Source organism: Pseudoalteromonas byunsanensis (genome assembly GCF_001854475.1).
Taxonomy (GTDB): domain Bacteria; phylum Pseudomonadota; class Gammaproteobacteria; order Enterobacterales; family Alteromonadaceae; genus Pseudoalteromonas; species Pseudoalteromonas byunsanensis.
Map to the genome: position 1 here is coordinate 295,550 of NZ_MNAN01000028.1, position 26,408 is coordinate 321,957.

Genomic DNA, 26,408 nt, shown 5'->3' on the forward strand with positions numbered 1-26,408 from the left:
TATTTATTTATTTAATTCTATGGTAATCTGGGCATGTTGTGATTTAAAGGTCACAAAGGCCGAGGTAACAGTGAGGGGATGTACTATTGATTAACGTACTTTTAGTTGATGATCATGAACTTGTGAGAACAGGTATAAAACGTATATTGGATGATGTGCGTGGTTTTAAAGTGGTCGGAGAGGCTAAAACTGGTGAGGAAGCGGTGGCATTTTGTCGTCAAAATGAGCCAGATATTGTGTTAATGGATATGAACATGCCTGGCATTGGTGGGTTAGAAGCGACAAAAAAAATCTGTCGCTATTGTCCAGATGTTAAGGTGATCGTATTAACAGTTCATTGTGAGGACCCTTTTCCAAGTAAGGTGATGCAAATTGGTGCACATGGTTATTTGACCAAAGGAGCTGGCCCCGATGAGATGATTAACGCGATTCGCGCTGTAAATGCGGGTCAACGATATATTGCCCCAGAAATTGCTCAGCAAATCGCTTTGGCTCAGTTTAGTGGGCGTAACGATGAAAATCCTTTTCAGTCGTTATCCGAGCGTGAACTGCAGATTATGCTGATGATCACTAAAGGTGAAAAAGCCCAAGATATTGCGGAACGTTTGAACTTAAGCTCAAAAACTGTCAATAGCTATCGCTACAGGATGTTTGAAAAGCTCAACGTAGGGGGCGATGTTGAGTTAACACACCTAGCAATTCGTCATAAAATGATAGACATTGATACCACACACTAACCTATCATTTAGATGGCTGTATTTGATCACAAAGCATTTCTCAAAACCTTGAGCACCGAGCCTGGTGTTTATCGTATGTATGACGATCAGCATCAGGTAATTTATGTGGGCAAGGCCAAAAATCTCAAAAAGCGCGTTTCGAGCTATTTTCGTGCCAATATTCCTGACAGTAAAACCCGCGTTCTCGTAAGTAACATCTGTAGTATGGAGGTGACTCTCACCAATACAGAAACAGAAGCGTTACTGCTGGAAAACAATCTTATAAAAAAGTATCAGCCTAGATACAATATCTTACTTCGCGACGATAAATCTTACCCTTATATTTTCTTAAGCGGTCATAAACATCCCAGACTGGCATTTCATCGTGGCGCAAGAAAGTACAAAGGTGAGTATTTTGGGCCTTTCCCAAGTAGTGCTGCGGTTTCTGAAAGCTTGCGTTTGATGCAGAAGATTTTCCCAGTCCGCCAATGTGAAGATGTGTATTATCGTGCGCGAAGCCGTCCGTGCTTGCAGTATCAGCTAAAGCGTTGCAGCGCCCCTTGTGTTGGTAAGGTGTCAGATGAAGAATATCTCGATCAGGTTGATCTGGTTCGCCAATTTCTCAATGGTAAATCACAGCAGGTGATCGCAAAACTCGTTACGCGGATGGAAACTGCCAGTATGGCACTGAACTTTGAGTTGGCCGCTAAATATCGAGATCAAATCGCATTGCTCAGACAGATGCAGGAACAGCAATCGATAGCGGGTAACTTCGCAGAAATGGATGTTATTGGTTTCGTGCAGCAAAATGGTTTGTGCGCAATACATATGCTGATGATCCGTGAACATAAAGTGCTGGGTACCAAAACCTATTTTCCTAAAGTCCCGAAAGGCTCACTGCCGGATGAAATACTCAGCTCGTTTATAGGGCAGTATTACTTAAGTGGTGGTACAAGTAGTCGTATTGCAAAAGAGATTATTTTGCCATTTGCGCTGCAAGAGCAAGAGGAATTGACAAATGCTTTAAGTGAAGTGGCAACGCGCAAAGTAATATTTAGAGCGCAGGTGCGTTCTGAGCGAGCGCAGTATCTGGCGTTGGCTAATAAAAATGCGCTCAACAGTATCGCTGTCAAACAAAGTGCGCAAGATTCAATTAATAAACGCTATGCTCTGCTTAAAGAAGCACTGCAAATTAGTGATATACAAAGAATGGAATGTTTTGATATCAGTCATACCATGGGAGAGAATACTGTGGCATCGTGTGTGGTGTTTGATGCGCAGGGCCCAAATAACAAAGAATATCGCCGTTACAATGTAACTGGGGTAACACCGGGTGATGATTATGCAGCCATGGATTTTGCCCTTAACAAGCGATACGCTAAGTTGCAGGATGAAACTAAGGTTCCGGACGTTATTTTTATAGATGGTGGCAAGGGGCAATTGGGCCGAGCAGAAGCTTTTTTTGCTGATTGGTCATTAGATAAGTTACCATTGCTTGTGGGTGTGGCAAAAGGCACAAGTCGTAAACCTGGTCTAGAAACGCTATTAATTGATGGCGGACGTAGAACGGTTAATTTAGATAGTGACTCGCCAGCGCTGCACTTAATTCAACATATTAGGGATGAGTCGCACCGTTTCGCTATCGCAGGGCATCGTAACAAAAGACAAAAACAGCGCACTCAGTCAGTATTGGAAGAAATTGAAGGTGTTGGTCTAAAACGTCGTCAGGCACTTTTGAAATACTTAGGTGGAATGCAGGGGGTGAAAGCCGCCAGTATCCATCAGCTAAAACAAGTTCCCGGGATCAGCCCTAAAACGGCTGAAAAGATATTTAACCATTTGCATGACAAAGCTTAAGCATTCATGCGAACATAAAGAAAAAGACCTCACTAAGTAGTTATGTGGAATATTCCAAACACACTTACAACATTTAGGTTGTTACTCATTCCTGTATTTGCAGTTTTGTTTTATTTGCCATACTCATGGGCATTTTTTGCTGCTGCGTTTATCTTTTGGCTCGCCTCAGTGACCGATATTCTCGATGGCTATTTGGCTCGTAAACTCGAGCAATCAACACCTTTTGGAGCATTCTTAGACCCTGTTGCTGATAAGGTAATGGTGAGTGTTGCTTTGGTTATGCTTGCAACTTATTACCAAAATTACTTTGTTACCGCAGCGGCTATCATCATCATTAGTCGAGAGATCGTTATCTCTGCACTTAGAGAGTGGATGGCTGAGCTGGGTAAACGCGATGATGTTGCGGTGTCTTCGCTTGGCAAGTTTAAAACTGCCGCGCAAATGCTCGCCATTATCGGTTTAATTTGGCAATACGCCCCTTGGATGGTTAACTTAAGCTATGCGTTATTGGCGGTTGCTACACTATTAACGGTGACTTCAATGGTTGCTTATTTATATGCAGCAAAGGCCGAATTGACCAAATCTTAACTGGAAGTGTCTATTAACACATCAGTTTAGATAAATTTTGAACAAACGATTAAAAACATTCATTTTTTATATTGACGCGTTTCGTAACTTCTGTAGAATGCGTCCGTGTTGAGAGGGCAGCACGCCTTTGATGTTAAAGATTGCGAGTATAACTCAGCTGAAATTAGAAAGACGCGACAAAGCTTCTTAATGATTTCAACTCAGTAAAGCGCATTTAAAGATGCGAGTATAGCTCAGCTGGTAGAGCGCGACCTTGCCAAGGTCGAGGTCACGAGTTCGAACCTCGTTACTCGCTCCAATCTTTAATCAAGTCGGCGGAATGGCAGAGTGGCTATGCAGCGGATTGCAAATCCGTCTACCTCGGTTCGACTCCGGGTTCCGCCTCCATATCTCAACACTCCACATGCGAAAGCAAACCCGATGCCCGGGTGGTGGAATTGGTAGACACAAGGGATTTAAAATCCCTCGCTGGTAACAGCGTGCCGGTTCAAGTCCGGCCCCGGGCACCATTTAGATTAGAGATGTATCTCAAAAAGATGCGAGTATAGCTCAGCTGGAATTAGAAAGACGCGACCAAGCTTCTTATTGATTCTAACTCAGTAAAACGCATTAGTGATGCGAGTATAGCTCAGCTGGTAGAGCGCGACCTTGCCAAGGTCGAGGTCACGAGTTCGAACCTCGTTACTCGCTCCAATCTAACGCTTTAGCATAAGACCCGATGCCCGGGTGGTGGAATTGGTAGACACAAGGGATTTAAAATCCCTCGTTGGTAACAACGTGCCGGTTCAAGTCCGGCCCCGGGCACCATTTGATTGCGAGTATAGCTCAGCTGAAATTAGAAAGACGCGACCAAGCTTCTTAATAACTTCAACTGATTAAAACGCATTAGTGATGCGAGTATAGCTCAGCTGGTAGAGCGCGACCTTGCCAAGGTCGAGGTCACGAGTTCGAACCTCGTTACTCGCTCCAATCAAATATCTGGTCCTCTTTTTGAAGTTTGCGAGCACAGCTCAGTTGAAATTCGTCAGTTTTTCAACAGAATAAAATCGCATTAGTGATGCGAGTATAGCTCAGCTGGTAGAGCGCGACCTTGCCAAGGTCGAGGTCACGAGTTCGAACCTCGTTACTCGCTCCAAACTTTCGATAAGACGGCGGAATGGCAGAGTGGCCATGCAGCGGATTGCAAATCCGTCTACCTCGGTTCGACTCCGGGTTCCGCCTCCATTTATCACACTCTCCACACGCGAAAGCAACCCGATGCCCGGGTGGTGGAATTGGTAGACACAAGGGATTTAAAATCCCTCGCTGGTAACAGCGTGCCGGTTCAAGTCCGGCCCCGGGCACCATTTTAAATTTTTCACCAGCTCTCATGTCACATTTGATTCTTTGTACTCTCATGCTTATTAGCAACTACTTTCACTGATACTACTAAAGTTACGTGTCCTTTTGTCTCTTCGAATACGAAATAATTAATAAAGTGTAAAAAATGTTTGTTTTATGTTTTTTCTCATGTTCGATTGAATTACTATTTTGGCAGTTCAATTTCCATCAAACATAAAAAGGACATTTTATGAAATTTAACCTTCAAGTTGTCTGTATGGGCATAGTAATGCTTATGTTGTGCAGTGCATTTAACGCCTCAGCGCGCCCTAGTATGGAGGTAGATTTAATTCTGCCATGCCATGGCTGTTCTGACTCTCAAAAGAGGCAGGTCGCGGCGAATGCAGCCTATACATGGGGGCAAAAAATTTATATTGCCGATCGATCGCGTTCAGGGAGTTACACTGTACAAGAATATCACGTGGCGATGGCAGGGCCTGCTATGGCTAGTGGCTCTTCGGTGACACTCAGACGCACTCACTCAGCGTCATCGCCTCTGGGTTCTGAGCTAAAAACAACCGATATAAAAACCACCATAGCGATGGACAAAGTCACAGGGAGCTTTCAGTATCAGGACTCTGACTTTAAGTCCGCTTTTGACGCGGTTAGAATGTCCAGTAACGTCTTCGCAGACTGGCTAGCAGATTATCATGCCGAGCGTTTTTCAGACGAGTTTAGTGTGATTGACTCAGAGTTTGCAAAATTTGCCGCCAAGGGTTTTGGCTTGAGTTTAGGAGTCATTTCTGTTGGGTTGTCTGATAAAGAAATGACTGTGGTATATACTTTTGCGGATGCTACCAAGGTTGAAGCAGATGTTGATCTAAGCATGATGTATGCTGACTCGAGCGTTAGAATGCGCTTTAAAAACCTAAAGTTCAAAGATAAAAAGGGCATGTCGATACCAAAAAGTAAATATGGTCTGGAGCGATATTTAGGCAGAATTGGTACTGATATTGACAAGCTTGAAGAACGAGGCGAGCCAGAGTCGATTTCAGACCACTTGCGCGAAGTTTTTAGCCCCAATTATTCAGAATATGACGGTGGTGATGGTAACGGTGGAGGTGCTGGTGGGTTGGGCAAATTGGCTTGTGTTATCTCAGAGGCAAACAAAGTAAAAGTTGTAACCTGTTACTGGTATTAATATTTAGTTGAGTATGACATTAACTAAATGCGCTGATCATGCGGTGGTTGCCGCATGATTAACAACATGCCCAAAACGGGTCAATCACGTTTATTCATGCTCTCGATGAAAGGGCATATCACCTGCAAACATTCTATTGATTGGCGCGCTGTGTCGCAGTGCCACGGTATTCGCCGCCGTATTGGCTAAAAACACCGTCTGTGCCCCTTCGGTAAAGCTATCATTGTGAATACACTGAGGGCGAATTGCCAGCGCACTGCCATCGAGCGGAATTTCAAACATGGTGAAATGGTATTGCTCGATGGCGACTGTGCGGAAATAGTCATCTTCTTGGTGTGTATCAACTCTGCGACCAAGCAATATACGTGAAATCGTATGACGTCCAAATTCTGGGTCTTTCCCCTGAGCTGGCAACCATATATGTGGGAAAGGGTGGTGTTCAACAAATAAACCGCCGCCTTTTGTGGGCCCGAACTGATACTCGGTAATGTATTGAGGCAACTTTTGGTCATATTGAATACCCCAGAGGTCTTGACTAAATCCCAGTGCAAATTCTTCTTTAGGCTCAAGCAACTTGCCACCATAGTAGGCGAGCGTCCTATTAAAACGATCTTGAGATTCTTTACTGTCACCATAGCGTAGCAGCGGAAAATGTAATTCATCCACATCACAAATCAGCTGACCCGTACTGCCAAACACATTGGCTGAATCATCAAGGCCGGTAATGCCAGCCCCATCTACCGCAGCGGTCCAAAAACCATTAATGAGTAATGCATGATCGCGCGAAGGGGGATAGTTGGTATACTCTCTGTGAAGTTTATTTAGATGCTTGATAAGACTATCTTTTTCGTCAGTTGCAGCGCGTTGGCTTGGTACTACCTGGTTATGGTCATTGACATCCAAATGCACAAAGGTTCCTGAACGTATTGGGCCAAATAGGCCTGTAGTGGTTAGTAATACCTCCCCACCTGCATCGCGATTTAAAACGGCTCCGTTTAAGAAATCAAAGTTGTTATCTAGGTCTTTATCTGACACACCTTGAGTCACATTTTTCCAACGGGTTTCTTTCATTTGACTTGCTCTGTATTCGCTCAGTGTTTCTCCTGAGGCCGCGCTCATAGCTTTGACGATGACATGAGACATTTGCTTCTCCTTAGGCTTAGCTTTATGGGTTATGCCGCCAGCCCTTTTAGTATTTATGTCCTGTGGGCAATGACGGGTATGGCAATTAAAGTACAAAGTATAGCTATCAGGTATTACTGGTTATTACACGTATCCTATTAGGTACTCTTCACAGGGCTAAAATGTCCATACCAAATGAAGCTGCGGGGATGACTCGTTGACTGACGTTCCTAGTTTGTTGCGCCAGACTTGCCACTCGATACCCAGCATAAGGGTATCGCTCTTATTGCCGAGCGCATTACCTAAGTCCCATTGAAATGCCATTTGCGCCAGTATCCAGTCATTCACGTATCGTCCAGTTTCATCGCGTCTAGATCCTATGTATTCAGCGTGACCGGTGAAGTAAAACTTCTCAGATCCAAGCTGGTATGGGTATCCCCATGCCAAATCAAGCATAAAGGTATTGTTGGTTTGAGGGACGCCGTGTTTAGATAAACCTGCATTATCATCGAAGTAGCCAGTAAATGTAGTGGTAAGAAATTTGAACCCAGGAATATCCCAACTTAGTTTTATGCCCGGTAAGTACTTCATAACTTTTGTATCGTCTCCGGCGTTAACGCCCAGAATAAACCCCACATCTTTCAAGCGCCAAAAGGTATAATTCCAGTCAAACAAAGCCTTAGTGCTAAAGGTAACATAAGCTTCTGTGTAAATATCACCGTCATTGAAGCCATCAGTATGATCATCATCCAAATAGTCGATAAAAAAGAAAACATCTCCAAAATCATGAGCAGAAGCATGTTGTAGAGAAATGATATCTGTTATCGATTCTTGTTTAGAAAAAGGTTGGGTTAGTTTTCCTCGATTAATGTGGAGCTGCGTTTTACTCCAATTAGCGGCATATAACACTGAGGAAAATAAAAATAGAATTAAACCGACAGAGCCGAGTAAGGTTTTATAATTCATACATATCCTGAGCTTTAATGTGATACGTATGAATTATAGACAATGCGCTCACAAGCGGAGCGCATTTGTTTAAATAAAACGCTAGGCTTTATTTCTGCGTAAGCAGATAACGGTAATGGCGGTGAAAGCTAGAATAAAGCAATAAAATGATGAAGTTGACACATCCCATGGGCTGATTTGGAATGTTGCGCCAAGTAATAGCGCTTGAGCGCCGTAGGGCAATGAGCCTTGCATTACACATGCGAAAATGTCCAATAGGCTTGCTGAACGTTTTCCACTGATCTGGCCATCATCCGCCAGTTTTTTAGCTACAGGACCTGCAACAATGATGCTGACCGTATTATTTGCAATACATAGGTTACTGACTAAGACCAAAGCAGCGATCCCAAGTTGATCGGCTACTTTTCGATGCCATTTGGCAATAATGGCCGTTAATTTCTGTATTTTTAATGCAAGGTAATCTAAGCCGCCATTGATGCGGATAAACTCAGACAGGCCACCAATGAACATAGATAGCAAGAAAATTTCCTGCATATCACTAAAGCCTTTATATACGTCTTTTACGAAGCTGCTAGCTTGGTAATCACCCGTAAAGCCCATTGCAGCGGCAAATACGATACCACTGAATAGAACAACAAAGACGTTTAGCCCCGCAATGGCCAATACCAAGATAAAAATGTATGGCAACACTAGCAGCCATTCAAAGGGCTTGGCATCGACGACTTGAGGTTCAGGGGTCATGAATAATAATAGTAATACGGTTAAAACAGCAGCTGGTAACGCTATTTTTAGGTTCTCTCTAAACTTATCTTTCATTTCACAGCCTTGGGTGCGTGTTGCGGCAATCGTGGTGTCTGAAATAATTGATAAGTTGTCGCCAAACATAGCACCAGAAACTATGGTACCTGCCATAAGCGCAGGGTCGATACCTGTTTTTAATGACACAGCATAGGCAATCGGCCCAATTGCTCCTATGGTTCCCATAGAGGTCCCCATGGCGGTTGATACGACCGCTGAAATTAAAAATAAGCCAGGAAGTAAGAAAGCCGCAGGGATAAATGACAATCCAGCATTGACCACAGCATCAACACCACCTGTCGCACCGGCAACGGCAGAAAAAGCTCCTGCGAGTAAATAAATTAAGCACATGGTAATGATGTTGTTGTGTCCTGCGCCCTTAATAAAGGTTTCGACACTATTGTTGATGCTGCCTTTGTTTATTAAAAATGCGATAACGATCGCTGGTAAAATAGCAACTGGTGCCGGTAACTGATAAAACGCGTAATCAACCCCTTGAGATTGAAGGTATAAGCCAGCACCGAGAAAAAGTCCGACAAATACGAGTAAGGGTAATAGCGATAGTTTCGCATGTAGAGTGTTTGGCTGCATTGTGCTCCCCAAAAATAAATACCACAGCCAGAGTTCCATTATTAGCTGTATTTAAACTTCAAACGCCCGCAATAAGTAAATCGGCGAAAGCTGGAAGTGTAAACATTTAGACGTCCAAAGTCCATGGTATTCTGTTATTATTCTTCTTTCACTGACTATGGCATAGAGAATTGATAAACTCTATAGCCTAGAACAATAAGCTAACCTTTTCAGATCGAGTTAAGACATGGATAAAATTGGAATTTTTGGTGCCAACGGCCGTATGGGGTTGGCGTTAGTAGAAGCTTGTACTCAAGCAAATAATACACAGATAGCAGCAGCAATGGTGCGTTCTAATTCTGAACTGTTATCTACATTAGTCGTCAATAAACAACCGTGTGCATCAAAAGAGTTATGCTTTAGCAATGAAGATGAAGTAGCAACAAGTGATGCAAACGTGCTTATAGACTTTACTTTACCAGAGGGAATGAAGCGTCACTTAGAGCTTGCAGTATTACTAAAGCTACCTATGGTCATTGGAACAACCGGTCTTACTGCTAGTGATATGGACGAATTGCGTGCGGCTGCGGCACACATCCCCATTGTATTCGCTCGCAACTTCAGTGTTGGAGTCACGTTATTATTGGATTTAGTACAAACCGCAGCAACTAAACTAGCTGATGAAATGGACATTGAAATATTTGAAGCGCATCACAGAAATAAAATAGATGCACCTTCTGGTACCGCACTGGCCATTGGCGAGGCGATTGCAGAGGCGAAAGGATGGGATCACGAGCAAGTAGCGCGCTATGACCGTACAGCCGTGGAGCAAGCTAAATCTCAAAATGAGATCGGTTATTCGGTCCTCAGAGCAGGAGATATAGTAGGTGAACATACGGCTTATTTCGCAACAATGGGTGAAAGGCTTGAATTAACTCATAAAGCGACATCACGTCTGACCTTTGCGTCTGGTGCGGTAAGGGCTGCGAAGTGGTTGAGAAATAAACCAAATGGACTTTATGACATGCAAGATGTGCTCGGATTGAAGTAGTAAACATGTTTTTTTAGCGCTTTCGTGGAGTTTTTTTATAAAAAGCACTATTTCTAATGTTTTTGTAGCTTGGGTTAGACGAATCTATGAAATTGCTGTAGACTATAACGAATTTGCCAAAAATTAATAACTGCGTGTTACCAAGCGCTTTGTGAACGGGATGAAAAGCGTTGTAGCTTGCTCCCGTTTTTTACCATTAGGAGGTTAACTTGACTAAATCCGCCCTGTTAGTCCTAGAAGACGGCACAGTGTTTCGCGGTACTGCTATCGGTGCTGACGGTATGTCAGTCGGTGAAGTAGTATTCAATACGTCTATGACTGGTTATCAAGAAATTTTGACAGACCCGTCTTACGCGGAACAAATCGTAACGCTGACTTACCCGCACATCGGTAATACCGGTACTAACAGTGAAGACGAAGAAGCGGACCAGATCTGGGCGAAAGGCCTAGTTATCCGTGATTTGCCTTTACTAGCCAGTAATTTCCGTAACGAGCAATCGTTAAGTGATTATTTAAAAGCTCGTAATATTCTAGGAATTGCTGATATAGACACTCGTAAATTGACACGTATTTTACGTGACAAGGGCGCACAGAATGGCTGTATCATTGCAGGTGGTTCACTTGATGAGAATCAAGCTCTAGAAGCAGCAAAAGCGTTCCCAGGTTTGAAGGGCATGGATTTAGCCAAAGTAGTGTGTACTAAAGAGCAGTACACTTGGAATGAGTCAAGTTGGACACTTGGCGAGGGTTTCAAAACCCTAACGGCAGAAGACGAAAGATTTCATGTGGTTGCTTATGACTTCGGCGTTAAGAAAAATATCTTACGCATGTTAGTTGACCGTGGCTGTAAACTAACCGTAGTGCCTGCAGAAACCTCCGCTGCAGACGTGTTGGCACTAAATCCAGACGGTATCTTCCTTTCAAATGGCCCTGGCGACCCTGAGCCGTGTACTTACGCCATTGAAGCGATTAAAGCATTTTTAGAAACAAATACACCTATCTTTGGTATCTGTTTAGGTCACCAATTACTGGCGCTTGCATCAGGAGCAAAAACAGTAAAAATGAAGTTTGGCCACCACGGTGGTAACCACCCAGTTAAAGACCTAGACCGTAATGTAGTAATGATCACTGCGCAAAACCACGGCTTTGCCGCTGATGAGGCCAGTTTACCAGAGACATTACGAGCCACTCACGTATCGCTGTTTGATGGTACATTGCAAGGTATTCACCGTACAGACAAGCCAGCATTTAGCTTCCAGGGCCACCCTGAAGCCAGCCCTGGCCCGCATGATGCGGCACCGTTGTTTGACCATTTCATTGACCTAATGCAAGCGCATAAAGCTTAAGAGAGCGGAGTAACAATGCCAAAACGTACTGATTTAAAAAGCATTCTTATCTTAGGCGCAGGCCCAATAGTTATTGGTCAGGCGTGTGAGTTTGACTACTCGGGTGCACAAGCGTGTAAAGCGCTAAGAGAAGAAGGCTATCGAGTTATTCTCGTAAACTCAAACCCTGCAACTATCATGACTGACCCAGAAATGGCTGATGCCACGTACATCGAGCCAATTCACTGGGAAGTTGTTGAAAAAATCATTGAAAAAGAAAAGCCAGATGCAGTACTACCTACTATGGGTGGTCAAACTGCATTGAACTGTGCGCTAGACCTTGATAAGCATGGTGTGCTTGCTAAGCACGGTGTTGAGCTAATTGGTGCTACAGCTGATGCCATAGACAAAGCTGAGAACCGTGAGCGTTTTGACGCGGCGATGAAAAATATCGGTCTTGAGTGTCCGCGCGCAGAGATTGCACACACCATGGAAGAAGCGCACGATGTACTTTCGCGCATTGGTTTCCCTTGTATTATTCGCCCTTCATTCACTATGGGTGGAACCGGTGGTGGTGTAGCGTACAACCAAGAAGAATTTGACGAAATTTGTACTCGCGGTTTAGATCTGTCACCAACGAGCGAACTCTTAATCGATGAAAGCTTAATCGGTTGGAAAGAGTACGAAATGGAAGTAGTTCGTGACAAGAACGATAACTGTATCATCGTTTGTTCAATCGAAAACTTTGACCCAATGGGTGTTCACACTGGTGACTCTATCACGGTTGCGCCAGCGCAAACACTAACTGACAAAGAATACCAAATCATGCGTAATGCATCGATGGCCGTTTTGCGTGAGATTGGTGTAGAAACTGGTGGCTCAAACGTACAGTTTGGTGTAAACCCAGTTGATGGTCGTATGGTTATCATTGAGATGAACCCACGTGTATCTCGTTCATCTGCGCTTGCATCTAAAGCAACGGGTTTCCCAATTGCGAAAATCGCAGCAAAGCTTGCTGTGGGGTACACGCTTGATGAGCTACAAAACGATATTACAGGTGGTGCAACACCAGCATCATTTGAACCATCAATTGACTATGTAGTAACTAAAATTCCACGCTTTAACTTTGAAAAATTTGCAGGCGCAAATGACCGTTTGACTACACAAATGAAGTCAGTGGGTGAGGTAATGGCGATTGGTCGTAACCAACAAGAGTCATTACACAAAGCACTACGTGGCTTAGAAGTAGGGGCAACGGGTTTCAACCCAATTGTTGCACTTGACGACCCTAAAGCAAGAGAAACCATCATCCGCGAACTTCGCGAGCCAGGCGCTGAGCGTATTTGGTATGTTGCCGATGCAATGCGCCACGGTATGAGCGTAGAAGATGTGTTTGAACTGACAAAGATAGACCCTTGGTATCTTGTTCAAATCGAAGACATCATCAAAGATGAAGCAACCATTGCTGAAGTTGGCCTTGCGGGTCTTAACAAAGACTTCTTGCGTCGCCTTAAGCGTAAAGGCTTTGCTGATGCACGTATCGCAGAAATTGCGGGTGTGTCTGAAAAAGAAATTCGTAAAAAGCGTCACCAGCTTGATATCGTGCCAGTTTATAAGCGCGTTGATACTTGTGCGGCTGAATTCAGCTCTGATACTGCTTACATGTACTCGACTTACGACGAAGAATGTGAAGCAAACCCATCAGATAAAGATAAAATCATGGTTATCGGTGGCGGTCCAAACCGTATCGGTCAAGGTATTGAATTCGATTACTGCTGTGTACACGCAGCACTTGCGATGCGTGAAGACGGTTATGAAACTATCATGGTTAACTGTAACCCTGAAACGGTTTCAACAGACTACGATACATCAGACAGATTGTTCTTCGAACCAATTACCCTTGAAGATGTACTAGAAATCGTACGTGTAGAAAAGCCAAAAGGCGTGATTGTTCAATATGGTGGTCAAACCCCTCTTAAACTTGCTCGTGCACTTGAAGCGAACGGGGTGCCAATTATTGGTACTTCTCCGGATGCTATTGACCGCGCAGAAGACCGTGAGCGTTTCCAGCAAATGGTAGAGCGTTTAGACTTGCTGCAACCAGAAAACGCGACAGTAACATCACTTGAAGAAGCCGTTGCTAAGTCTCAAGAAATTGGCTTCCCACTGGTTGTGCGCCCATCGTACGTACTTGGCGGCCGAGCTATGGAAATCGTGTACGATGAAGATGACTTGCGTCGTTACATGACCGAAGCTGTATCTGCTTCAAACGAAGCACCAGTGCTGCTAGATCGCTTCCTTGACGATGCTATCGAAGTAGATGTGGATGCAATTTGTGACGGTGAGCAAGTGATCATCGGAGGCATCATGGAGCACATTGAGCAGGCGGGTGTTCACTCTGGTGACTCAGCATGTTCTCTCCCTGCTCACACACTATCTCAGGAGATTCAGGACGTAATGCGTAAACAAGTGGCTGATATGGCGCTTGAACTTGGTGTTATTGGCTTGATGAATACTCAGTTTGCGGTAAAAGATGGCGAAGTTTACTTAATCGAAGTGAACCCGCGTGCGGCACGAACAGTCCCATTTGTATCTAAAGCGACGGGCGTAGCCTTAGCAAAAGTAGCGGCACGTTGTATGGCGGGCCAATCACTTGCAAGCCAAGGTGTGACCAGTGAAGTTATTCCTCCTTATTACAGTGTAAAAGAAGTTGTTCTTCCATTTGCTAAGTTCCAAGGCGTTGACCCACTTCGTGGTCCTGAGATGCGTTCTACAGGTGAAGTAATGGGTGTTGGTGAAAACTTCGCCGAAGCGTTTGCAAAAGCACAATTAGGTGCGGGTAATGCTTTACCACGCGGTGGTCGCGCGCTACTATCTGTGCGTAACAGCGATAAGTCACGTGTTGTTGAGCTGGCTAAAATCATGAGAGAGATTGGTTTTGAGCTAGACGCAACCAATGGTACAGCCAAAGCGTTAGAAGAAGCAGGCATTGAAGTACGTCGCGTGAACAAGGTATACGAAGGTCGTCCTCACATTCTTGATAGAATCAAAAATGGTGAGTACAGCTACATAGTAAATACCACTGAAGGTCGCCAAGCGATCGAAGACTCGAAGGTGTTACGTCGTGGTGCATTGCAACATAAGACAAACTACACCACCACGCTCAATGCAGCATTTGCCAACTGCTTTGCACACGCTGCAGATGACAGAAACACGGTAAACTCTGTACAAGAGCTACACCAACGATTGAACTAAGGACTAAACCAGGGTCAAAGGGCCCTGGTATTAAGTGAGATACTTATGCAATCAATTCCGATGACAGTGCGAGGCGAGCAGTTGCTTCGCGAAGAACTTAACCATTTAAAATCGGTGGTTCGCCCTAAAATTGTTGCCGATATCGCGGATGCTCGCGAACACGGAGACTTAAAGGAAAACGCTGAATATCATGCAGCGCGTGAGCAGCAAGGTTTTTGTGAAGGCCGTATTCAAGAGATTGAAGCGAAGCTTTCAACTTCTCAGGTGATTGATGTCACTAAAATTGAAAATAACGGCAAAGTTATTTTTGGTGCTACAGTGACTATCTGTAACGTTGAAACCGATGAAGAAGTTAAATACCGCATTGTGGGCGATGATGAAGCTGATATCAAAAATAACCTTATCTCGGTTAACTCGCCGATAGCGCGTGGTTTAATTGGTAAAGAGTTAGATGACACAGCTAATATTCAAACACCAAATGGTACGGTAGAGTACGAAATCATCGAAGTTGAATATATCTAACTGTGTTCAGTTTATAATTAAAAAGCCGGGCTTAAGCCCGGCTTTTTAATTTGTGCAAACACTGATATCTGGTATTCGTATCAATGGTGTGTGTAATATAAGGTCGCATTAACATTAAGGGTGACTATGACAAAGCCGTTCTCTTTAGGTAATTTCAAGCTGGTTGTTGCAATGCTGATTATTATGTGGAGTGTGCACTTGATAGCAAGCGTCACTGGTATCTCATTTAGTCAATTTGGACTTGTGCCTTGGGATGGTTTTCGATTGTACGGGATTGTTACTTACCCTTTCATTCATGGCGATTGGCAGCATCTTATTGGCAATACATTTGGTTTGCTTATCAGTGGTTATTTGGCAAGTCAGTTGCCATGCTTTAAACGCTCTACAGTCTTGATATTCGCGCTAACTGGCATACTTGTATGGCTATTTGCAAGTTTTGCGATACACATTGGTGCATCGGGTATAGTGATGGGCTACTTTGGCTTCATCATGGGCAGTGCTATTTTTAGACGTAACTTATTGAGTTTTATAATTGCGCTCGCCTTACTTGCTATCACACAGTATTTTCAAATTAGCCTAGTGGGTACATTATTCTCATTTGATGAAAGTACCAGTGCTTCAAGTCATTTGTTCGGATTTATTAGTGGCTGTGTCGCGGCGTACATGTTTAGGAATTCGCTGTCATATTCGGTGAAAAAGCCACAAACTAAGCATAAGAAGTAGGGTCGGTGGAATAACGCTCTCAGCAATACGGACAAATCATCATTTTAACTGTACATGATTTGTAAGCTGATGGAATAAACCAAAAAAGTGAGCTTATCAAACCTATGAATATAGGCTGGATAAGCTCAATAGAAGTGTAGTTAAAGAGTCAATTAACACTCGATAATGTTAACTGCCAAACCACCTCGTGCGGTTTCTTTGTATTTGGTTTTCATATCATTACCAGTATCGAGCATGGTTTTGATCACTTTATCAAGCGATACTTTTTGTTCGCCCGTACCACGCATAGCAAGACGTGAGGCGTTAATGGCTTTTACTGCGCCCATTGCATTACGTTCAATACAAGGTACTTGTACCAGACCACCTACGGGGTCACAAGTTAGACCTAAATTGTGCTCCATACCTATCTCAGCAGCGTTCTCAACATGTAATACGTTACCACCCATAATCTCAGTTAGTGCGCCAGCAGCCATTGAGCAGGCTACACCTACTTCACCTTGGCAGCCAACTTCGGCACCAGAAATCGACGCATTCTTTTTGTATAAAATCCCGATTGCTGCTGCTGTTAGTAGGTAACGAGTAGCGATTTCTTCGTCAACTTCTCTGATGAAGGTGTTGTAGTACATGAGGACGGATGGCAGAATACCCGCAGCTCCATTTGTTGGTGCTGTGACCACACGTCCTCCTGCTGCGTTTTCTTCATTTACTGCAAGTGCAAATAAATCTACCCAATCCATAGCACGTAGCGGATCATTGTTATTCTCAACGTTTAACTTTAAATACAAGCTAGGAGCTCGGCGTTTCACTTTCAGGCCACCAGGTAAAATACCTTCAGTGCGCATACCTCGTTCAATACAGGCCTTCATTACTTGCCAAATATTGAATAACTCGGCTTTAATTTCAGTCATTGGACGCAGTGTTTTTTCATTCGCCATCATCAGCGAGGACACGCTCAAGCCTGATTCTTTGCATAAATCAAGCAGTTGCTCCGCTGTATCAAATGGGTAAGGCGCTGGGTTTTGTTCACGAATATCCAGCGCTGCTTGTTTTTCTTGCTCAAACTGTTCATCGGTAACGATAAAGCCACCACCGATAGAGTAATAAATTTGGCTATGAACTTTGTCTTTACCGTTAAGGGCGACTATTTCCATAGCGTTGGAATGTTTTGGGAGGGTTTTTCTTCGGTGAAAAACTATCGCGCCTTGTTTGGGAAACTTAACTTTATGGCTTTGGTCCAGATAGATAACTTGTTCTTGTTCAATCTTTTCTAGGATATCTGGTACCGCATCGGCATCAATGGTTTCAGGATCGTGGCCCGCTAAACCTAAAATAACGGCTTTGCCAGAGCCATGACCGATACCGGTTTGCCCCAGTGAGCCAAATAGTTCTACTTTGACTTCGGTTGTTTGAGCCAACAAGCCTTTATCTTGTAAGTCTTTTACAAACAATCGCGATGCGCGCATTGGACCGACGGTATGAGACGAAGAAGGGCCAATACCGATACTAAACATATCGAATGCACTAATCATATTTTTTACTCAACATTGCCTTTGAACGGGCGCACATCATAACGTTAAAATGTGCCCTTGTAACCCGTTGTGCTATGAAATTACTATGCCTATTTTAGCAAAGTTATAAAGTTTTTGACTAAGCTTGCCGTTGCTCCCCAAAGCAAACCATGGGGTGTAATATAACCGGGCAATTGTCGTGTTTTACCTGCCAGTTGCAATGGGTAAGTTTGCCAATTTTGTGTATTAGCTAGCTCACTTATCGTAATGGTGAATGCCGTTTCAACTTCTGAACTATCAGTATGCCAATGTGCTTTGGGTGACAATGTGGCAACAACGGGGAAAATATTGAATCCGGTCAATGTGACATGCTTGTTGAGTGTGCCAATAGGGGTGATATGGTGCGGTGAAATGCCAAGTTCTTCTTGGGTTTCTCGAATAGCAGTCATTTTCAGGCTTGTGTCATGAGGCTCTGCTTTGCCCCCCGGGAAACACAATTGTGAAGGGTGATGTTTCAAGTAGGCTGCGCGTTTACAAAACAGCAAAGCAGCCAGGCCATCATCTTCGGTTAACGGCAGTAACACGGCGCTGGTTTTTACCGATTGGCGAGCGATGATGCGAGGCTCTTTATTTTGTACCGAACTGGTATAAAAGCGGGTGATAACTTCGTCTAATGTCACAAGCCATGCTCTCAATTATCTAAAATCGGTAAGATCTTATTAACTTTATGATAGGTTTCTTGATATTCAAGGTCGGCTTGAGAGTCTGCAACGATTCCGCCTCCGGCCCAACAGTGGATTTTTCCATCACAGCATACAAGAGTACGAATTGTGATTGAAGTGTCCATGCGACCACAAGCACTTAAATATCCTATTGAGCCACAATACACGCTTCGTCTATGCGGTTCCAGCTCTTCTATAATTTCCATTGCTCGTATTTTGGGGGCGCCAGTGATAGAGCCTCCGGGAAAGGCAGCTTCTAGTTGGTCAATGGCACATTTGTCTGTGGCCAGTTCACTGGTCACGGTGCTAACTAGGTGATGTACAGCAGGAAAGCTCTCAATCGCGAACAGGCTGGGCACCTGAACCGAACCAGGTTTAGCAACTTTACCTAAGTCGTTACGTAGCAGGTCAACAATCATGACATTTTCAGCTCTGTCTTTGCTGCTATTGGCTAAACGTTCTGCTTGTTGTTCATCTTCAATGGGGTCTGCCAGGCGAGGTAGAGTTCCTTTTATAGGTTTCGTTTCGACTCGTTGGTCATTAACAAGTAAAAATCGCTCTGGGGAAACCGATAAAATGGCACCAGTGCCGATATTCATATAGGCGGAAAAGGGGGCTTTGTTGTGAGCGCGTAGTTTCTTATACGCAAGCCATGGCTCGCCTTTGAACTCGGCGCTAAACCTTTGGGCTAGATTAATTTGATAACAGTCGCCGCTGAGCAAATACTCATGGATCTTCTCAAATTGCGCGTTATATTGCGCTTGTGTCATGTTCGAGCGCCATTGAGAATTTAATGAAAATGTCCGATATGTAGGGGGCGTGTTAGCTAATCTATCAAGATAGTCATTAGCTCTATCTACTTGGGGTTGACAGACGTAATACCACTGACGGTTATGGTTATCAAAAATTAGTGCGTCTAAATATAGACCTATGCACATATCAGGCAGTGAAATATCTTGGGCTGCTTGCGTTGGAAGTTTTTCAATATAACGGCCTAAATCGTAGCCAAAATAACCCAGCCAACCACCACTAAACGGTAAATCATAAGGCGCTTTTTCGTGACTTAAGGCACTGAGCTTATCTTTCATGATTGCAAAGCAGTTTTGCGTTTGCAGTATACCATCAAGATAGATGCCACCGTTTTTTGCTTCTAAGTGGTGAAGTGGATTGATACTGATGATGTCATAGCGACTATTAACGTGTTCGGCATTGCTCGAATCAAGTAATATCGCATGAGGAAGGTGTGCAAAGTGCTCAAAAACTGCGTCAGTTGAAAGATCTAGAGTTAACTTTTTACAATTGATTTGGTCATTTAGCATTTACTTGAACCTGAAAACTAGCCCGAAACGGGCGGGGAGGTTATCATACTTATCTATTTTTCTATAGTGGCTTAGTGACTCACATAATAGTTCACTATTTTTAGATGTATTAAGTTATTAATCTAGATGTTTAATAACACAAACTAAGGAACCGTCATGAGTATGATCCGTCAGCAAGACTTCATCGACAGTATTGAAGATGCTTTGCAATATATCTCTTTTTATCACCCTCTGGACTTTGTACAAGCTTTAGAAAAAGCCTATCACAAAGAACAAAGCAAAGCGGCTAAAGATGCTATTGCGCAAATTCTAATTAATTCGCGCATGTCAGCTGAAGGTAAGCGCCCGCTTTGTCAAGATACGGGCATTGTTACCTGTTTTGTAAAAGTTGGTATGGATGTTAAATGGGATAAGACAGATCTAACGGTTCAACAAATGGTGGACGAAGGTACACGTCGCGCTTATTTGAATCCAGATAATCCACTGCGTGCTTCAATTGTTGCTGACCCAGCTGGAAGCCGAAAGAATACCAAAGACAACACGCCTTCTGTCGTCCACATTGATATGGTGCCTGGGGCAGAAGTTGAAGTGATGATTGCGGCTAAAGGCGGTGGCTCTGAAAATAAGACTAAAATGGTTATGTTAAACCCTTCTGATGATGTGGCAGCTTGGGTAGAAAAAACCCTGCCACTTATGGGGGCAGGTTGGTGTCCTCCTGGTATGTTGGGAATAGGTATTGGTGGAACAGCGGAAAAAGCAGCTGTGCTAGCAAAAGAATCTCTGATGGATCCTGTTGATATCCATGAATTAATTGAACGTGGCGCGCAAACGGCTGAAGAAGAGTTACGCTTAGAGATTTTTGAGCGTGCCAATAAGCTGGGCATTGGTGCTCAAGGATTGGGCGGTTTAACGACTGTTGTTGACGTTAAAATTAAGACTGCACCGACACATGCTGCATCTAAGCCAGTGGTAATGATCCCGAACTGTGCTGCAACACGCCATGTGCACTTTACGCTAGACGGCTCCGGTCCGGCAGATCTAAAGGCTCCAAAATTAGAAGATTGGCCGGAAGTAACTTGGGAAGTGGGTGAAGATACCCGTCGCGTGAATTTGGATACATTGACCAAAGCGGATACACAAGATTGGAAAATGGGTGAAACCGTTCTCCTGTCGGGTAAAATCTTAACGGGCCGAGATGCGGCGCATAAACGTTTGCAAGATATGATCAACTCGGGTGAAGGTTTGCCAGAAGGTGTCGATTTTGAGAATAAGTTTATCTATTACGTGGGTCCTGTTGATGCGGTAGGTAATGAAGCGGTAGGTCCTGCTGGTCCGACAACAGCTACTCGTATGGATAAGTTTACTGATATGATGCTAGAAAATACCGGTATTGTTGGCATGATCGGTAAGGCTGAGCGTGGTCCAGCTACTGTAGAGTCAATTAAGAACAATAAATCTATTTATCTAATGGCAGTTGGTGGCGCTGCATATCTAGTTGCAAAAGCGATTAAAAAAGCACGCGTTGTTGCTTTTGAAGACTTAGGTATGGAAGCGATTTATGAGTTTGAAGTTGAAGACATGCCAGTAACAGTCGCTGTTGACAGCACTGGTGCTAATGCTCATGAGCAGGGACCTGCGATCTGGAAAGCAAAAATTGAAGAACTCGACAGCAAGCTGAAGTAATCTCAGCACAGATAAACAGACTGAACCGCATGATAGCCAATCATGCGGCTTTTTTGTAACTATAACTGTACATTCCTCTGGTGCTTTACGTTTACGTAAACATCCCTTGCGGTTTATCAAAGTTTATTAGCTAAATTAATCCTGTAATCATTATTAAAGGGGTTATGCTTTTCTATAATTTGATATATTTAACTATATTATTTAAATTAATTGTATTTAGTAGGATGATCATCTCATTTTCTGGCGTGTGCGCTAAGTTAGTGTTAGAGTTTTGTCAATTTCAGCGCTATCAACACCTTCAAGGTGAGACATTATCGGAGAACCAAAAGTGGCTGTATTTAACCAAGTTGAATTTGATAATCATGAACAAGTAGTATTTTGTGCAGACGAAGCGTCAGGCTTAAAAGCCATTATCGCCATCCATAGCACTAAGTTAGGCCCTGCGGTAGGTGGTTGCCGTTTGTGGGACTATGCGAAAGACGAAGATGCGGTTTACGATGTACTGCGTTTATCAAAGGGAATGACCTATAAAAATGCAGTGGCGCGTTTGCCATTTGGTGGTGGTAAATCAGTGATCATCGGTGATGCAAAAGCAATAAAGTCTGAAGCATTGTTCAGAGCATTTGGAAAGCATTTAGAGCGTTTGAGTGGTAACTATTATTCTGCTGAAGATGTGAACATCACCACAGGTGATGTAATGATGATGCATAAAGAAACTAACTATGTGCTTGGCTTAGAAGGTAAAAGTGGTAATCCTTCGCCTTTCACTGCACTGGGTACGTTTTTAGGAATTAAAGCGGCTTACCAACACAAGCATGGTCATCAGGATCTAGCGGGTGTAAAAGTAGCTGTTCAGGGACTAGGTGCGGTAGCGTATGGTTTGTGTAAGTATTTACATGAAGCGGGTGCGCAATTGTTTGTCACTGATATTAACCAAGATTCTGTAGATAGAGTAGTGAGAGAGTTTGGTGCGACTGCTGTTGGTATTGACGAAATCTACGACTTAGATGTTGACGTTTATGCTCCATGTGCTTTGGGTGCAACTATAAATGACAATACTATTCCACGTCTTAAAGCAACGATTATCGCAGGTTGTGCTAATAACCAGTTAGCCGAATCACGCCACGGTGAAATATTGCGTGAGAAAGGTGTACTGTATGCCCCAGATTACGTGATCAATGCTGGTGGTATCATCAACGTATACTATGAGACTAAACCTGAAGGATATAATAAAGAAGATGCTACCAAGCACGTAGAAGGTATCTATGACACCTTGACGGAAATCTTCGCGCGCTCTGAAAGTGAGCAGAAGTCGACGCATATCATCGCAGATGAACTAGCACAAGAGATCATTGCTCAAGGCTTATAAGCGTAAATTTGTTCGAATCAAACAATTGAAAAGGGTATGCTCTGCATACCCTTTTTTTATGTGTGTTGTAGTATGAAAAAGATTAACTTAAAAACTTGGCCCCGTGCTGAGCATTTTCATTTTTTCAAAGGGCTTGATAAACCGCATTTTAATATTACCACGAACTTAGATTTCTCATCGTTGTATCAATACGCCAAAACTAACCAACTGTGTTTTACTGATTGCTATCTATACTGTTTGCTCAAAGCAGTAAATAGTTATGAACCAATGCGCTATAGAATCATTGAAGGAGTACCTGTTGAAGTAGACGAATTGATCGCCAGTACCGTTTTTTTAAAAGAGGATGATACATTTCGTTTTATACCTTTGTCGTTGCACCAAAGCATCAGGGAATTTGCCGCACATACCGCCCAGCAAAAACAGGTGTTTTTAAACAAGACCTTACTGGATGAACAGTTTATGCTTCGAGAAACGGGTGTGGCTCAAATTCATGTTTCTATTTTGCCTTGGTTTAATTTTAGCAGCTTCAGTCATGCCGCAACGAGTACAGGTACGTGCTCGGGTATTCCGAAATTTGTATTTGGACAGTATCAAAAGAACAGCGGTTTAATACCACTAAATATAGAAGTACATCATGCGTTGCTAGATGGTATTCACGTTGCGCAATTTTTGACTACACTTAATAAAGTTATTTCAGAGCTGATTAAATAAGCGGTTGAAATGTAGACAATTAGCGAAAAATCCTAAAATGATGCAAAAATGACAATGATTTTTTACCGATAAACTTTATTGTTTATAATATTCAAAGGTTTATAACGGCTTGCTGGGAAATTAAAGAAGAGATCACAAAGCAAACCTCAGTTGTAATTAAATGTAAATATTGTGATGTAACTGCTTTATTATCAACGGTTATAGGAGGGGCTTAAAAAATTCCATGTTAATTTTTTGTTTTATATCGAGTTTATTTTTTTAAAGCTGGAAAATTTGTTTTGCGAGTGAAGTTGACACGACGACTTGCATTTAGCATTATTGGACAGTTGATATCTGTTAAAAGATATCAGGGTTGCTCCCTAGTAGGGGGTGATAAAATTATAAAAGTAACATTACTTAATTGGTTGGGAACTATGTCTGTTAAAATCAGAAAGAGTCTTGTAGCTACTGCGCTTCTAGGCGCAACAGCATTTGCAAGCAGCAATGTGATTGCAGATCCTTTGAACGACGTACAAAAAGTAGGTCAACAAACTCAAATGGCTGCTAAAAAGTCTCAAGAAAAGATCGACAATATCTTCGGTCAGACGCAGGAAATGATCGGCGAATACCGCAGTGTTGTTGACGAAACTGAACTGCTAAAAGTTTATAACGACCACGTTGCCCGTTTGGTCGCTGACCAAAGAGCTGGCATCGAATCTTTTGATCGTCAGATCGGAACAATTGAAAAGACAAAACAGGACGTTGTGCCTTTGATGTATCGCATGATCGATACGCTTGAGCAATTCATCAAAGCGGACGTTCCGTTTGATACTGAAACACGTATGGAGCGCGTTGAGAAATTACGTGAGCTGCTTTCAAATTCTAAAGTAACTACTTCAGAAAAATTCCGTCAAGTGCTTGAAGCTTACACTATTGAAACTGATTACAGTTCAGTAATGGCTGCTTCTCAAGGTTCACTTGAAATTGGTGGCAAAAACATCAATGTTGATTTTGCACGCCTTGGCCGCGTAGCTTATGTTGCTCAGTCTTTTGACTTAAAGCACGCATGGGTTTGGAACAATAGTGCTAAACAGTGGGATGAGCTAGGTGAAGAATACCTTAAGCCTGTTAAAGACATGATCCGTATCGCACGTGGTCAGGCTGCCCCAGATCTAGTTGCATTACCAATCTTTGGCGCGGAGTAAGTGAAAATGAAGAAACTATTTAAAGGCTTTGCAGTAGCCGCTGCACTATCTGTTTCTGCAGGTGCCGCGCTAAATGCACACGCAAATACAGAAGCTCTTGATAAAATCCTTCAAGAAGTAAAACAAAACCGTATTTCTGAAGGTAAAATCAACAAGCAACGTGAGCAGGAGTTCCTATCTTCTCGCGCAAATCAACAATCGCTTCTTAACAAAGCAAAAAGCGAGTTAGCTGCTGAAAAAGCACGTGGTGAACGTTTGAACAAAGAGTTCAAGCAAAACGAAATCACACTTGCGGAAAAAGAAGTTGAGTTAGCGAACGCAACTGGTACGTTAGGTGAGATGTTCGGTGTTGTACGTCGTTCAGCTGCTGAAGCTATCGGTTCAATCGAAGCATCACTAGTATCTGCTGAAAAACCAGGACGCGCTGAAGTACTTCGTTCTCTTGCTGCTGCAAAAGAGCTACCAACTACTCGCGAACTAGAAGAGCTTTGGATTGCATTCCAAACTGAAATGACTGAGTCTGCAAAAGTATCAACTTTTGAAGCTCAAGTTGCTGAACTTAGCGGTGAAATCAACGTTAAGCAGGTAACTCGTGTTGGTAACTTCAACTTAGTTACTAAAGACGGTTATGTACTTTATGACGCAGCTAATAAAGCAATCGTACCACTTGGTAAGCAACCAGATGGTTATGTGTTAAACACTGTTGATTCGCTACTTAGCACGTCAGCGGGTACTTACACTAAGTTTTATGTTGACCCGACTCGTGGTTCAATCTTGCGTCTAAACACGCAGCGTGCGACTCATGAAGAGCGTTGGCACCAAGGTGACACAGTTGGTTACATCATCACTGCATTGTTAGCTATTGGTGCGTTGCTTGCGGTTGTTCGTTTCCTAGACCTAATGATGGTTGGTTCGAAAATCAAAGCGCAAATCAAAAACATCAACACGCCGAACACAAACAACCCACTTGGTCGTATCTTGAAAGTTTACCATGACAACAAGCACCAAGACGTTGAAAACCTTGAGCTTAAACTTGATGAAGCGATTCTACGTGAAACGCCACGCATCGAAGCTGGTATCAACATCATCAAGATCTTAGCTGCTATTGCACCGCTACTAGGTCTACTAGGTACCGTTGTTGGTATGATCTTAACCTTCGAATCAATCACACTATTTGGTACTGGTGATCCGAAGATCATGGCAGGTAACATCTCTCTAGCGCTAGTAACTACAGCTCTAGGTCTGATTGCTGCTCTACCTCTAATCCTATTACACGCAATCGTTTCGGGTCGTAGTAAAGCAGTTCTACATATCCTTGACGAGCAAAGTGCAGGCATCGTTGCTGCACACGCGGAGAAGGAGAAAGCCTAATGCTAGTCCTGATGGAGACCTGGGAATCTATCAGGGATTTTGTTGGCACAGGCGGCCAGGTTTTATACGTGGTCGCGATAGCACTCTTTATTATGTGGGTTTTAATGATTGAGCGCTATTGGTTCCTACTAGCTGAATATCCAAAAATGAAAGCGGATATTGTAGCTAAGTGGGACGCCCGCCAAGACACCACGTCTTGGTACGCACACAGAATCCGCGATGCATGGATTTCTGAAGCGTCTGAGAAATTAGATGAGCGTATGTTGATTATCAAAACATTGGTTGCAATGTGTCCATTAATCGGCTTACTAGGTACAGTAACAGGTATGATTTCGGTATTCGAAACCATGGCTACGCAAGGTACTGGTAATGCACGTTTGATGGCATCAGGCATCTCAATGGCAACGGTACCAACAATGGCAGGAATGGTTGCGGCACTGTCAGGTGTATTCTTCAGCACTCGCTTGGAAGCTAGAGCGAAAATGGCTAAAGAACAGCTGGTTGACAGCTTGCCACATCACTAGAGA

Annotated in this window: 21 protein-coding genes and 9 tRNA genes; 24 read left to right on the forward strand and 6 right to left on the reverse strand. The window is 43.3% G+C overall.

The genetic code is table 11. The features are described 5' to 3' along the window. The first annotated feature begins 86 nt into the window (after positions 1-86). The 13 genes from uvrY to BIW53_RS09025 all read left to right on the forward strand — a co-directional run bounded on the left by uvrY (position 87) and on the right by BIW53_RS09025 (position 5,682). Positions 87-737 (forward strand): UvrY/SirA/GacA family response regulator transcription factor, encoded by a 651-nt coding sequence (gene uvrY / locus BIW53_RS08965; RefSeq protein WP_070991502.1) that lies wholly within the window; start codon positions 87-89, stop codon positions 735-737. Positions 738-749: 12 nt separating this feature from the next. After that, positions 750-2,573: an excinuclease ABC subunit UvrC gene (gene uvrC / locus BIW53_RS08970; RefSeq protein WP_070991503.1), complete on the forward strand. Its 1,824-nt coding sequence runs from the start codon at positions 750-752 to the stop codon at positions 2,571-2,573. Positions 2,574-2,615: 42 nt separating this feature from the next. After that, positions 2,616-3,161: a CDP-diacylglycerol--glycerol-3-phosphate 3-phosphatidyltransferase gene (gene pgsA, locus BIW53_RS08975; RefSeq protein WP_070991504.1), complete on the forward strand. Its 546-nt coding sequence runs from the start codon at positions 2,616-2,618 to the stop codon at positions 3,159-3,161. Positions 3,162-3,383: 222 nt separating this feature from the next. Beyond that, positions 3,384-3,459: transfer RNA gene (locus tag BIW53_RS08980), tRNA-Gly, on the forward strand. 15 nt (positions 3,460-3,474) lie between these two features. Further along, positions 3,475-3,548, forward strand: a tRNA-Cys gene (locus tag BIW53_RS08985). A 35-nt stretch (positions 3,549-3,583) separates the two neighbouring features. Further along, positions 3,584-3,670 (forward strand) — tRNA-Leu (locus BIW53_RS08990). A 108-nt stretch (positions 3,671-3,778) separates the two neighbouring features. Then, positions 3,779-3,854: transfer RNA gene (locus BIW53_RS08995), tRNA-Gly, on the forward strand. A 27-nt stretch (positions 3,855-3,881) separates the two neighbouring features. After that, a tRNA-Leu gene (locus BIW53_RS09000) sits at positions 3,882-3,968 on the forward strand. A gap of 86 nt (positions 3,969-4,054) precedes the next feature. Then, positions 4,055-4,130 (forward strand) — tRNA-Gly (locus BIW53_RS09005). 90 nt (positions 4,131-4,220) lie between these two features. Then, positions 4,221-4,296: transfer RNA gene (locus BIW53_RS09010), tRNA-Gly, on the forward strand. A 15-nt stretch (positions 4,297-4,311) separates the two neighbouring features. After that, positions 4,312-4,385: transfer RNA gene (locus tag BIW53_RS09015), tRNA-Cys, on the forward strand. Positions 4,386-4,420: 35 nt separating this feature from the next. Beyond that, positions 4,421-4,507: transfer RNA gene (locus BIW53_RS09020), tRNA-Leu, on the forward strand. A 224-nt stretch (positions 4,508-4,731) separates the two neighbouring features. After that, complete coding sequence (locus BIW53_RS09025) at positions 4,732-5,682, forward strand: hypothetical protein (RefSeq protein WP_070991505.1); 951 nt, start codon at positions 4,732-4,734, stop codon at positions 5,680-5,682. A 90-nt stretch (positions 5,683-5,772) separates the two neighbouring features. Here BIW53_RS09025 and BIW53_RS09030 read toward each other — a convergent pair whose 3' ends face one another. The 3 genes from BIW53_RS09030 to BIW53_RS09040 all read right to left on the reverse strand — a co-directional run bounded on the left by BIW53_RS09030 (position 5,773) and on the right by BIW53_RS09040 (position 9,159). After that, entirely contained in the window at positions 5,773-6,825 is a 1,053-nt protein-coding gene (locus BIW53_RS09030) for a hypothetical protein (RefSeq protein WP_070991506.1), read from the reverse strand. A gap of 156 nt (positions 6,826-6,981) precedes the next feature. After that, complete coding sequence (locus BIW53_RS09035; protein WP_070991507.1) at positions 6,982-7,770, reverse strand: nucleoside-binding protein; 789 nt, start codon at positions 7,768-7,770, stop codon at positions 6,982-6,984. A gap of 81 nt (positions 7,771-7,851) precedes the next feature. After that, positions 7,852-9,159, reverse strand: coding sequence for a Na+/H+ antiporter NhaC family protein (locus BIW53_RS09040; RefSeq protein WP_070991508.1), 1,308 nt, complete (start codon positions 9,157-9,159; stop codon positions 7,852-7,854). Positions 9,160-9,385: 226 nt separating this feature from the next. On the opposite strand from BIW53_RS09040, the gene dapB reads away from it, so the two are divergent. The 5 genes from dapB (at position 9,386) to BIW53_RS09065 (ending at position 16,014) form a co-directional block, all read left to right on the forward strand. Further along, the gene (gene dapB, locus BIW53_RS09045; RefSeq protein WP_070991509.1) at positions 9,386-10,189 is read left to right on the forward strand and encodes a 4-hydroxy-tetrahydrodipicolinate reductase; all 804 of its coding nucleotides are present in this window, start codon (positions 9,386-9,388) and stop codon (positions 10,187-10,189) included. Between the two features lie 209 nt (positions 10,190-10,398). Further along, positions 10,399-11,535, forward strand: a complete 1,137-nt coding sequence (carA, locus tag BIW53_RS09050) for a glutamine-hydrolyzing carbamoyl-phosphate synthase small subunit (RefSeq protein ID WP_070991510.1) — start codon at positions 10,399-10,401, stop codon at positions 11,533-11,535. A gap of 15 nt (positions 11,536-11,550) precedes the next feature. Further along, entirely contained in the window at positions 11,551-14,769 is a 3,219-nt protein-coding gene (carB, locus tag BIW53_RS09055; protein ID WP_070991511.1) for a carbamoyl-phosphate synthase large subunit, read from the forward strand. Positions 14,770-14,814: 45 nt separating this feature from the next. Further along, positions 14,815-15,291 (forward strand): transcription elongation factor GreA, encoded by a 477-nt coding sequence (gene greA, locus BIW53_RS09060; protein WP_070991512.1) that lies wholly within the window; start codon positions 14,815-14,817, stop codon positions 15,289-15,291. 126 nt (positions 15,292-15,417) lie between these two features. Further along, complete coding sequence (locus tag BIW53_RS09065; protein ID WP_070991513.1) at positions 15,418-16,014, forward strand: rhomboid family intramembrane serine protease; 597 nt, start codon at positions 15,418-15,420, stop codon at positions 16,012-16,014. 152 nt (positions 16,015-16,166) lie between these two features. Here BIW53_RS09065 and BIW53_RS09070 read toward each other — a convergent pair whose 3' ends face one another. The 3 genes from BIW53_RS09070 to pabB form a co-directional block, all read right to left on the reverse strand. Further along, a complete protein-coding gene (locus tag BIW53_RS09070; protein WP_070991514.1) occupies positions 16,167-17,543 on the reverse strand; it encodes an L-serine ammonia-lyase in 1,377 nt (458 codons plus the stop codon). 89 nt (positions 17,544-17,632) lie between these two features. Beyond that, complete coding sequence (locus BIW53_RS09075; protein WP_070991515.1) at positions 17,633-18,202, reverse strand: NUDIX hydrolase; 570 nt, start codon at positions 18,200-18,202, stop codon at positions 17,633-17,635. Between the two features lie 11 nt (positions 18,203-18,213). Then, entirely contained in the window at positions 18,214-19,563 is a 1,350-nt protein-coding gene (gene pabB / locus BIW53_RS09080) for an aminodeoxychorismate synthase component I (RefSeq protein ID WP_070991516.1), read from the reverse strand. 156 nt (positions 19,564-19,719) lie between these two features. Here pabB and BIW53_RS09085 point away from each other — a divergent pair, with 156 nt between their 5' ends. The 6 genes from BIW53_RS09085 to BIW53_RS09110 all read left to right on the forward strand — a co-directional run bounded on the left by BIW53_RS09085 (position 19,720) and on the right by BIW53_RS09110 (position 26,405). Continuing rightward, a complete protein-coding gene (locus BIW53_RS09085; RefSeq protein WP_070991517.1) occupies positions 19,720-21,246 on the forward strand; it encodes a fumarate hydratase in 1,527 nt (508 codons plus the stop codon). 328 nt (positions 21,247-21,574) lie between these two features. Continuing rightward, entirely contained in the window at positions 21,575-22,615 is a 1,041-nt protein-coding gene (locus tag BIW53_RS09090) for a Leu/Phe/Val dehydrogenase (protein ID WP_070991518.1), read from the forward strand. A gap of 72 nt (positions 22,616-22,687) precedes the next feature. Then, positions 22,688-23,326: a CatA-like O-acetyltransferase gene (locus BIW53_RS09095; protein WP_070991519.1), complete on the forward strand. Its 639-nt coding sequence runs from the start codon at positions 22,688-22,690 to the stop codon at positions 23,324-23,326. Between the two features lie 413 nt (positions 23,327-23,739). Beyond that, a complete protein-coding gene (locus BIW53_RS09100; RefSeq protein WP_070991520.1) occupies positions 23,740-24,510 on the forward strand; it encodes a DUF3450 domain-containing protein in 771 nt (256 codons plus the stop codon). A 6-nt stretch (positions 24,511-24,516) separates the two neighbouring features. Next, complete coding sequence (locus BIW53_RS09105; protein WP_070991640.1) at positions 24,517-25,881, forward strand: MotA/TolQ/ExbB proton channel family protein; 1,365 nt, start codon at positions 24,517-24,519, stop codon at positions 25,879-25,881. After that, positions 25,881-26,405 (forward strand): MotA/TolQ/ExbB proton channel family protein, encoded by a 525-nt coding sequence (locus BIW53_RS09110; protein WP_070991521.1) that lies wholly within the window; start codon positions 25,881-25,883, stop codon positions 26,403-26,405. The genes BIW53_RS09105 and BIW53_RS09110 overlap by 1 nt, the downstream gene beginning before the upstream one ends. Positions 26,406-26,408: the final 3 nt, after the last annotated feature.